This is a genomic window from Streptomyces sp. NPDC030814 (assembly GCF_055572155.1).
In genome coordinates, this window is the sequence record NZ_JBVIDX010000054.1 from 1 (window position 1) to 11,504 (window position 11,504).

1 protein-coding gene is annotated in these 11,504 nt (G+C 70.8%); it reads left to right on the plus strand.

Translation table 11 applies throughout. From position 1 onward, the window contains the following. Nucleotides 1-11,504, plus strand: an 11,504-nt coding sequence (locus tag ACZ43N_RS42585; RefSeq protein ID WP_468105243.1) for a type I polyketide synthase, incomplete at both ends; no start/stop codon positions are given.

An 11,504-nucleotide genomic window follows, 5' to 3' on the forward strand; every position in this document is an offset into this window, starting at 1 on the left:
GACGTGGTGGAGGCGCACGGGACGGGGACGCCGTTGGGTGACCCCATCGAGGCGCAGGCGTTGCTGGCCACCTACGGTCAGGATCGTGAACGGCCGCTGCTGCTGGGGTCGTTGAAGTCGAACATCGGGCACACGCAGGCGGCGGCCGGTGTGGGTGGTGTGATCAAGATGGTGATGGCGATGCGGCACGGAGTGCTGCCCCGCACTCTCCATGTGGACGAGCCGTCCTCCCACGTCGACTGGACCACAGGTGCGGTGGATCTGCTGACGGAGGAACGCGGCTGGCCCGAGACGGGCCGTGCGCGCCGCGCCGGTGTGTCGTCCTTCGGGATCAGTGGCACCAACGCCCACGTCATCCTCGAACAGGTCCCGCACACGGCGGAGGAGGCCGAGTCGTCGACAGGGCCGGTCGTGGCCGCGGTGACACCGGTCGTGGTGTCGGGCGCGGGTGAATCGGCGGTGCGCGGTCAGGCGCAGCGGCTGTCGGCGTGGCTGCAGGACATGCCCGATGACGGCGTCCGTGTGTCCGATGTCGCTCTGGCGTCGGTCACGAGCCGAGCCGCGCTGGACCACCGTGCGGTCGTGTTGGCCACCGATAGGGACGACTTGCTGCGGGGCTTGCGCGCCCTGGCGGAGGGTGTGGACGCCCCGGGGCTGATCCGGGGCGCGCAGACGCGTGCGGGCAAGACGGCCATGCTCTTCGCCGGTCAGGGGTCCCAGCGCCTGGGCATGGGCCGGGAGCTGTACGAGGCGTATCCGGTGTTCGCCCAAGCCTTCGACGCCGTGGACGCGGAACTCCCCTTCGATCTGCGGGAGGTGGTCTTCGGCGAGGACGCCGACCTGCTGAACCGCACGGAGTTCACCCAGCCCGCGCTGTTCGCGCTGGAAGTGGCGTTGTTCCGGCTGCTGGAGTCGTGGGGCGTTCGCCCGGACGTTCTGGCGGGGCATTCGATCGGTGAGATCGCCGCCGCGTATGTGGCGGGGGTGTGGTCGCTGGCGGACGCGTGTCGTCTGGTGGTGGCGCGCGGCCGGCTGATGCAGGCCCTGCCGGAGGGCGGTGCGATGGTCGCGCTGCAGGCCACCGAGGACGAGGTCCTCCCGCTCCTCGGTGACGAGGTGGGCATCGCGGCGGTCAACGGCCCCCGGGCGGTGGTGATCGCCGGTGTCGCGGACGCAGTGGAAAAGGTCGCCGCGCACTTCCGGGACAAGGGTCAAAGGGCCACGGCGCTGCGGGTGAGCCACGCGTTCCACTCGCCGCTGATGGAGCCCATGCTCGACGACTTCCGGGCCGTGGCTGAAACACTGACCTACCGCGCACCCCTCCTGGCCATGGTCTCCACGCTCACCGGGACCGCCGTGGAACCCGCACGGCTCATGACCCCTGATTACTGGGTACTGCACGTGCGCCAGGCCGTTCGCTATGCCGACGCCGTGCGCTCCCTCGCGGCGCAAGGGGTTTCGCGGTTCGTGGAACTCGGTCCGGACGGCACGCTGACCGCGCTCGCTCAGGCAAGCCTGGACGGGGATGGGGACGGACCGCTGCTGCTGTCCTCCCTGCGCAAGGACCGCCCGGAGGCCGAAGCGGTACTGACCGCGGTCGCCGGCCTGTTCACCCGTGGTGCCGACGTGGACTGGCGCGAGGTCTTCGTACGAAGCGGGGCGCGTTCGGTCGAGCTGCCGACGTACGCCTTCCAGCGAAAGAGCTACTGGCCCACCAAGGCACGGCACGAGTTCGACGGTGACGTGTCCGGACTCGGCCTCTCGGCCGCTGACCACCCTCTGCTCGGGGCGGCGCTGGCACCGGCAGACTCCGAGGGCGTGGTGTTCACCGGTCGGCTGTCGCTGCGGAGCCACCCGTGGCTGCGGGACCATGTGGTCTCCGGCGCGGTTCTCTTCCCCGGCACCGGCTTCCTGGAACTGGTCCTCCGTGGGGCCGACCAGGTGGCGTGCGACCGGGTGGACGAACTGACGATCTCCGTCCCGCTGGCGCTCCCCGAGCACGGTGGTGTCCTGGTTCAGGTACTGGTCGACGGCCCGGATGAGTCCGGACGTCGCGGTGTCAGCGTCTTCTCCCGGCCGGACGACGCGACGGACGACCAGACGTGGACCCTCAACGCCACCGGTGCGGTGAGCGGCGGGCCCGCGGACCGGCACCCTGACCGTGCCTTCGAGGTCGATCTCGGCGTGTGGCCGCCGCGGGATGCGGTGCAGGAGCCGGTCGACGGCGCGTACGAGGCTCTCGGCGGGCTGGGGCTGGCCTACGGGCCGGTGTTCCAGGGCCTGCGTGCCATGTGGCGGCGCGGCGACGAGGTCTTCGCCGAGGTCGCGCTGCCCGAGGCCCACGATGACCTCGCGGACAGGTTCGGAATGCACCCCGCGTTGCTGGACGCCGTCTTGCACGCCGTCCTGCGAGGAACGTTCGGCGCCGACGACTCACTCAGGCTGCCGTTCTCCTGGAGCGGTGTGTCGCTGTGGGCATCGGGTGCGCGTGAGCTGCGGGTGCGGGTGGCTCCCGCGGGGCCGGACGCGGTGACGCTCGATCTCGCGGACGCGACCGGCGCCGCGGTGGCATCAGTGGACTCACTGGTGCTGCGCGAGGTGACCGGGGGGATCGCCTCGGCCGACGTCGGACAAGACGGCCTCTACCAGCTCGACTGGGTGCGGATCCCGGCCGCCACCGGACCGGCCCCGCAGGTGAGGAGTGGACTGCCCGAACCGGGTGAGGTCGTGGCCGGTGACGTCCTGGTGCGCTTGGAGCGCCCTGACGGCGTTCAGCCGGCAGCCGCCCATGCCGTCGCCCGCGCAGCGCTCGAAACGGTACGTGTCTGGCTGGCGGAGGGGCGGTTCGAGGGTGCCCGTCTGGTGGTCGTGACCGAGGGTGCGGTCGGGTGGGACGGTGGTGCCGGGGATCCGGTGCTGTCGGCGGTGTGGGGTCTGGTGCGGGCGGCGCGGGCGGAGAATCCGGGTCGGTTCGTGCTGCTTGATGTGGACGGCGCGGATGAGTCGTGGGCCGTGGTGGGTGGTGCTCTGGCCTCCGGCGAGGCGGAGTTGGCTGTTCGTGCGGGAGGCGTGTTCGTTCCGCGTCTGGTGCGTGCGGCGTCGGGTGGGGTGCTGGCGGTTCCGGCGGGGGAGACCGCTTGGCGGCTGGACATCGTGGAGAAGGGCACTCTGGAGGGACTGGGCCTGTGCCCGGCACCTGAGGCGGGCGGGGAGCTGGTGGCGGGTCAGGTCCGTATCGCGGTGCGTGCGGCGGGCGTCAACTTCCGTGATGTGCTGAACGCGCTCGGTATGTACCCGGGTGATGCGAAGGACTTCGGTCTGGAGGGTGCGGGTGTGGTGACCGAGGTCGGTCCCGGAGTGTCGGGGCTGGCTGTGGGTGACCGGGTGTTCGGGATGTTCTCGGGTGCGTTCGGTCCGGTGGCGGTTGCGGACGCGCGGAAGGTGGCGCGGGTGCCGGCGGGCTGGTCGTTCGCTGAGGCGGCGTCGGTGCCGGTCGTGTTCCTGACGGCGTACTACGCGTTGACCGACCTGGGTGGTGTGCGCTCCGGTGAGTCGGTGCTGGTGCATGCGGCTGCCGGTGGTGTGGGTATGGCGGCGGTGCAGTTGGCGCGGCATCTGGGTGCCGAGGTGTTCGGTACGGCCAGTGCCGGCAAGTGGGGCACGCTGCGCGGACTGGGTCTGGACGAGGGGCATATCGCGTCTTCGCGTGATACGGAGTTCGAGGCGGCGTTCCTGGCGGCGACCGGTGGTCGTGGTGTGGATGTGGTGCTGGATTCGCTGGCCGGTGAGTTCGTGGACGCGTCGTTGCGGTTGCTGCCGCGTGGTGGCCGGTTCCTGGAGATGGGCAAGACCGATGTCCGTGACCCGGAGACGGTGGCCGCCGGGCACCCGGGGGTGGTGTACCGGGCGTTCGACCTGATGGATGTGGAGCCGGAGCGGATCGGCGCCATGCTGTCCGACCTGGTTGCCTTGTTCGAGGCGGGTGTGCTGACGCCGTTGCCGGTGACGTGCTGGGATGTGCGCAGGGCTGCGGAGGCGTTCCGGTATCTGTCGCAGGCGCGGCATGTGGGCAAGGTGGTGCTGACCGTTCCGGTGCCGATGGACCGGGACGGGACGGTGCTGGTGACCGGTGGTACGGGTGGTCTGGGTGGGTTGGTGGCCCGTCACCTGGTGACCGAGCACGGGATACGGCGTCTGCTGCTGGCCGGCCGCCGCGGCCCGGAGGCCCCTGGCGCGGGTGATCTCGTCGCGGAGCTGACCGGCTTGGGTGCCGAGGTCGAGGTCGTGGCGGTGGATGTCGCCGACCGTGGCCAGCTCGCCGATGTCCTCGCGGCCGTCCCTGCCGAGCACCCGCTGACCGCCGTGGTGCACACCGCCGGCGTCGTCGACGACGGTGTGGTGGGCTCCCTCACCCCGGACCGGCTGGCCGGTGTGCTGCGGCCGAAGGTGGACGCGGTGGCGCATCTGCACGAGCTGACCCGTGACGCGGACCTGTCCGCGTTCGTGGTCTTCTCCTCGGTCATGGGCACGTTCGGCGGCGCGGGCCAGGCCAACTACGCGGCTGCCAACGCCTTCCTCGACGCCTTTGCCTCCTTTCGCCGGACGGTGGGTCTGCCCGCTGTGTCCCTCGGGTGGGGCCCTTGGGCCCCAGGGGCCGGGATGACGGCCGAGTTGAGCGAGGCGGATCTGCGGCGCATGGCACGCCAAGGCATGCAGCCACTTGCTCCGGAGCGGGGCCTGTGCCTGCTGGACGTGGTGCTCGAACACGGCCCCGGGCTGGAGCGGGCGGCCGTGCTGCCCATCGACCTCGATCTCGCGGGGTTGCGTCGGCGACCGGCGGATGAGGTTCCCGCCGTGCTGCGCGCCCTGGTCCGGGTCCGGACCCGTCGGAAGGCCGAGGCCCGGACCGGAAACGGCACGCGGCACCAGGACCTCAGGGCACAGCTGTCGGCTGCACCTCCGGCAGATCGCGACCGGCTTGTGTCCGACCTGGTCCAGGGCGCTGCGGCCGCCGTTCTCGGCCACACCTCCACCGCCGACATCGAGGTGGACCACACCTTCAAGGAACTGGGTTTCGACTCCCTGACCTCGGTCGAGCTGCGCAACCGGGTGAACGCCGCCACCGGCATGAGGCTGCCCGCCACTCTGATCTTCGACTATCCCACGCCTGCCGCCCTGATCCGGCACATCGCAACGGAGCTTCTGGGCGGAGACGGGCAGGCACTCATTGCAGCCCTGCCGGCGCCGACGAGTGTGGATGACGATCCGGTGGTGATCGTCGGTATGGCGTGCCGGTTCCCGGGTGGGGTGGGTTCGCCGGAGGATCTGTGGCGGCTGGTGAGTGAGGGGGGTGACGCGATCGGCGGGTTCCCGACCGACCGTGGTTGGGATCTCGATCGGCTGTACGACCCCGAGCCGGGGACGCCTGGACGTACGTATGTCCGTCACGGTGGTTTCCTCTATGACGCCGCGTCCTTCGATGCCGGGTTGTTCGGGATCTCGCCGCGTGAGGCGTTGGCGATGGATCCGCAGCAGCGGTTGCTGTTGGAGACGTCGTGGGAGGTTCTGGAGCGTGCGGGGATCGACCCGGCGACGCTGCGGGGCAGCCGTACCGGTGTCTTCGCCGGAGCCATGGCCCAGGACTACGGCGCGTCGCTGCGAGGAACTTCCGAAGGCGCTGACGGCTACCTGTTGACCGGGAACACCGGCAGTGTGGCGTCGGGTCGTATCGCGTACACGTTTGGTTTTGAGGGTCCTGCGGTGACGGTGGACACGGCGTGTTCGTCGTCGCTGGTGGCGTTGCATCTGGCGGTGCAGGCGTTGCGGTCGGGTGAGTGTGACCTGGCGTTGGCCGGTGGTGTGACGGTGATGTCGACTGCGGACACGTTCGTGGAGTTCTCGCGGCAGCGTGGGCTTGCGGTGGATGGTCGGTGCAAGGCGTTCTCGGACGGCGCGGACGGTACGGCGTGGTCGGAGGGTGTGGGTCTGCTGCTGGTGGAGCGGTTGTCGGACGCGCGCCGCAACGGGCATCGGGTTCTGGCGGTGGTGGCGGGTTCGGCGGTCAACCAGGACGGTGCGTCCAATGGTCTGACGGCGCCGAACGGTCCGTCGCAGCAGCGGGTGATCCGGCAGGCGCTGGCCGGTGCGGGGTTGAAGCCGGCGGATGTGGACGTGGTGGAGGCGCACGGGACGGGGACGCCGTTGGGTGACCCCATCGAGGCGCAGGCGTTGCTGGCCACCTACGGTCAGGATCGTGAACGGCCGTTGCTGCTGGGGTCGTTGAAGTCGAACATCGGGCACACGCAGGCGGCGGCCGGTGTGGGTGGTGTGATCAAGATGGTGATGGCGATGCGGCACGGTGTGCTGCCGCGGACCCTGCATGTGGACGAGCCGTCCTCCCACGTCGACTGGGCGATCGGTGACGTCGAGTTGCTCGCTGAAGAGCGTGCGTGGCCCGAGACGGGCCATGTGCGCCGGGCCGGTGTGTCGTCCTTCGGGATCAGTGGCACCAACGCCCACGTCATCCTCGAACAGGCGCCTGACGCGGTGGTGGCCGCGAAGAGCACCGAGAGCGATGCGCTGCCGGTGTTGCCATGGGTGGTGTCCGCGGCCCGGGGTGGTCTGTCGGCCCAGGCCGAGAACCTGGCGGCCTTCGTGGAGGCACGGCCCGACCTCCCTCTCTGTGGCACCGCCCGGGCGCTCGCGACCACACGGACCGTCCTGGAGCACCGCGCGGTGGTCCTGGCCGCCGACCGCGACGAGCTGCTCCACGCCCTCAGTGCTTTGACCGAGGGCCGTACGGAGCCCAATGTCATTCGGAATTCCGCGCAGGGCAACGGGCGTACGGCCTTCCTGTTCGCGGGTCAGGGGTCCCAGCGCCTGGGCATGGGGCGCGAGCTCTACGACGAGTACCCGGTGTTCGCCCAAGCCTTCGACGCCGTGGACGCGGAACTCCCCTTCGATCTGCGGGAGGTGGTCTTCGGCGAGGACGCCGACCTGCTGAACCGCACGGAGTTCACCCAACCTGCCCTGTTCGCGCTGGAAGTGGCCCTGTTCCGGCTGCTGGAGTCGTGGGGTGTGCGCCCGGACGTTCTCGCCGGGCATTCGATCGGTGAGATCGCCGCCGCGCACGTGGCCGGGGTGTGGTCGCTGGCGGACGCGTGTCGTCTGGTGGTGGCGCGTGGCCGGCTGATGCAGGCGCTGCCGGAGGGCGGTGCGATGGTCGCGCTCCAGGCCACCGAGGACGAAGTGCTGCCTCTCCTCGGTGACGAGGTGGGCATCGCCGCGGTCAACGGCCCCCGGGCGACCGTGGTCTCGGGCGCGGCTCAGGCGGTCGAGGAGATCGCGGAGCACTTCCGTGGCCAGGACCGCAAGGTCACCGCGCTGCGGGTGAGCCACGCGTTCCACTCACCGCTGATGGAGCCCATGCTCGACGACTTCAGGAGCGTTGCCGAGACTCTGACCTACCGCGAACCCCGCCTGGCCATGGTCTCCACGGTGACCGGCGAGGTGGCGACGCCCGAGGAGTTGATGTCCGCGGACTACTGGGTGGAGCACGTGCGTCGGCCGGTGCGGTTCGCCGGTGCGCTGCGGCACCTGGACGAGCAGGGCGTGTCCCGGTTCGTGGAACTTGGTGCCGACGGCACACTGACCGCGCTGGCGCAGAGCGGTCTCGACGATGATCCGGCAGGTCGTCTGCTGACTCCCACCCTGCGCAAGGACCGCGCCGACGCTCGTTCCATACTCTCGGCGGCGGCTGAGCTGTTCGCGCGAGGCGCTTCGCTCGACTGGGCCGCTGTCTTCGCGGGTACGGCCGTCGCCGCGCCCCCCGTCGACCTGCCGACGTACGCGTTCCAGCGGCGCCGCTTCTGGCCGACGACCTCGGCGTTGGGTGATCTGGGTGCGGTGGGGTTGGGTGCGGCGGGTCACCCGTTGCTGGGTGCCGCGGTGGAGCTGGCCGGTGGTGACGGACTGCTGTTGACGGGTCGTGTGTCGCTGGTCGCGCAGGAGTGGCTGCGGGACCATGCGGTGGCGGGTGTGGTGGTGTTTCCGGGGACGGGTTTCCTGGAGCTGGCGTTGCGGGCCGGTGAGCAGGCGGGCTGTGATCGGGTGGAGGAGCTGACGATCGCGGCGCCGCTGGTGGTGCCCGATCGGGGCGGGATCCGGGTTCAGGTGCGGGTGGGTGCGGCGGACGACGCCGGCCGGCGCGCCCTGGAGATCCACTCCCGTCCGGATGACCTGCCCGACGACCTCCCGTGGACCTTGCACGCGACAGGTGTCCTGGTCGCGCTGACCGACTCGTCGCCGACGGACTCCTACGACTTCGGTGTGTGGCCGCCGCGGGACGCGGTGGCGGAGCAGGTCGAGGGTGTGTACGAGCGGTTCGCCGGGCTGGGGCTGGCGTACGGGCCGGTGTTCCGGGGGCTGCGCGCGGTCTGGCGGCGCGGTGACGAGGTCTTCGCCGAGGTGGGACTGCCCGACGAGCACGAGGAAGCGGCCGAACGGTTCGGCGCGCACCCGGCATTGGTGGATGCCGGCCTGCACGCGGTGATGTTCACGCCGGTGCTCGGTGACGGTCGGGCGCGGTTGCCGTTCTCCTGGTCCGGTGTGTCGCTGTGGGCGTCCGGTACGCGTGCGCTGCGGTTGCGGATGGTGGCACTCGGGTCGGACGCGGTGGCGTTGGAGTTGGCGGATCCCTCGGGCGGCCTGGTCGCCTCGGTGGAGTCGCTGACACTGCGGGAGGCGTCCGGGGACCTGGCGGAGACGGACAACGGTCATGTCGACAGCCTCTTCCAGATCGATTGGACTCCGGTTCCCGTCCAGACCCCCGACGGACTACCGGCCGCTCCCGGCCTTCACACCAACCTGCCCGACACGGCAGTCGAACCTGGTACGGACGTCATGGTGCGCATACGACGGCGCGCCGACGGTGCGGCGGAGGCCGCGCACGAGGTCACCGCTGAGGTGCTCGCCCACGTCCGGACCTGGCTGGCGGAGGAACGGTTCGAGGGTGCCCGTCTGGTGGTCGTCACCGAAGGGGCGGTCGCGGTCGGCGAATCGTCCCCCGATCCGGCCCTCACAGCGGTGTGGGGCCTGATCCGCGCGGCACGCGCCGAGGCACCGGACCGGTTCGTGCTCCTCGACGTGGACGGCATGGACGAGTCCTGGGCCCTGGTGCCTGCGGCTCTCGCCACGGGCGAACCGGAGCTGGCACTGCGCGGTGGGACGGCCTACGCGCCCCGGATGGTTCGCAGCGTCAACCGCCCGGCGCTGACCGTCCCCACGGGGGAGTCCGCTTGGCGGCTGGACATCGTGGAGAAGGGCACGCTGGAGGGACTGGGCCTGTGCCCGGCACCTGAGGCGGGCGGGGAGCTGGTGGCGGGTCAGGTCCGTATCGCGGTGCGTGCGGCGGGTGTCAACTTCCGCGATGTGCTGAACGCGCTCGGTATGTACCCGGGTGACGCGAAGGACTTCGGTCTGGAGGGTGCGGGTGTGGTGACCGAGGTCGGCCCGGGCGTCTCGGGGCTCGCTGTGGGTGACCGCGTGATGGGTCTGTTCTCCGGCTCGTTCGGTCCGGTGGCGGTTGCGGACGCGTGGACCGTGGCCCGCATTCCGGCCGGCTGGTCGTTCGCGCAGGCGGCGTCGGTGCCGGTCGTGTTCCTGACGGCGTACTACGCGTTGACCGACCTGGGTGGTGTGCGCTCCGGTGAGTCGGTGCTGGTGCATGCGGCTGCCGGTGGTGTGGGTATGGCGGCGGTGCAGTTGGCGCGGCATCTGGCTGCCGAGGTGTTCGGTACGGCCAGTGCCGGCAAGTGGGACACGCTGCGCGGACTCGGCCTGGACGAGGGGCATATCGCGTCTTCGCGTGATACGGAGTTCGAGGCGGCGTTCCTGGCGGCGACCGGTGGTCGTGGTGTGGATGTGGTGCTGGACTCGCTGGCCGGTGAGTTCGTGGACGCGTCGTTGCGGTTGCTGCCGCGTGGTGGCCGGTTCCTGGAGATGGGCAAGACCGATGTCCGTGACCCGGAGACCGTGGCCGCCGAGCACCCGGGGGTGGTGTACCGGGCGTTCGACCTGATGGATGTGGAGCCGGAGCGGATCGGCGCGATGCTGTCCGACCTGGTTGCCTTGTTCGAGGCGGGTGTGCTGACGCCGTTGCCGGTGACGTGCTGGGATGTGCGCAGGGCTGCGGAGGCGTTCCGGTATCTGTCGCAGGCGCGGCATGTGGGCAAGGTGGTGCTGACCGTTCCGGTGCCGATGGACCGGGACGGGACGGTGCTGGTGACCGGTGGTACGGGTGGTCTGGGTGGGTTGGTGGCCCGTCACCTGGTGACCGAGCACGGGATACGGCGTCTGCTGCTGGCCGGCCGCCGCGGCCCGGAGGCCCCTGGCGCCGGTGAACTTGTCGCGGAGCTGACCGGCTTGGGTGCCGAGGTCGAGGTCGTGGCGGTGGATGTGGCCGACCGTGACCAGGTGGCCGCTGCGCTGGCCGGGCGTTCTCTGACCGCCGTGGTGCACACGGCGGGTGTCCTGGACGACGGCGTGGTCACCTCGCTCACCCCCGACCGGCTGGCGAAGGTGATGCGGCCGAAGGTGGACGCGGTGGCGCATCTGCACGAGCTGACCCGTGACGCGGACCTGTCCGCGTTCGTGGTCTTCTCCTCGGTGTCGGGCACGTTCGGCGGCGCGGGCCAGGCCAACTACGCGGCTGCCAACGCCTTCCTGGACGCCTTCGCCGTCCGCCGCCGTTCCTCCGGCCTGCCCGCCACCGCCGTCGCCTGGGGCCCCTGGGCCCCCGGCGCGGGCATGACCGCCGAGCTGACCGAGGCGGACCTGCGGCGCCTGGCCCGGAACGGGATGCTTCCCCTCGCTCCCACACAGGGCCTCGGACTGCTGGACACCGTGCTGCATCTGGGCGCGAGCCTGGACCATGCAGCCGTACTGCCCGTCGACATGGATGTCGCGGCGCTGCGCAGGCGGGCACCGGAGGACGTGCCCCCGCTGTTGCGCGCCCTGGTTCGCGGCCATGGCCGCCGCAGGGCCGGGACCGGGGTCGACGGCGAGGCAACGAACCTGCGGCAGCAGCTGCTCGCCCTTCCGGTCGCCGAGCGTGAACGCTTCCTGCGGGACTTCGTCTCGGCACAGGCCGCCTCCGTTCTGGGGCACGGTCCGACACAGCGAGTGGAGGCGGAGCACACGTTCAAGGACCTCGGCTTCGACTCGCTCACTTCGGTTGAGCTGCGCAACCGGTTGAACGCCGGCACCGGCATGAGGCTCGCCGCCACCCTGGTCTTCGACTACCCGACCCCGGCTGACGTGGCGCGCTTTGTGCTCGCCGAGCTGGTGGAGGACGGCGGGGCCGACACCGTCACCACCGACGCGACGCTGCCGGCGCCGACGAGTGTGGGTGACGATCCGGTGGTGATCGTCGGTATGGCGTGCCGGTTCCCGGGTGGGGTGGGTTCGCCGGAGGATCTGTGGCGGCTGGTGAGTGAGGGGGGTGA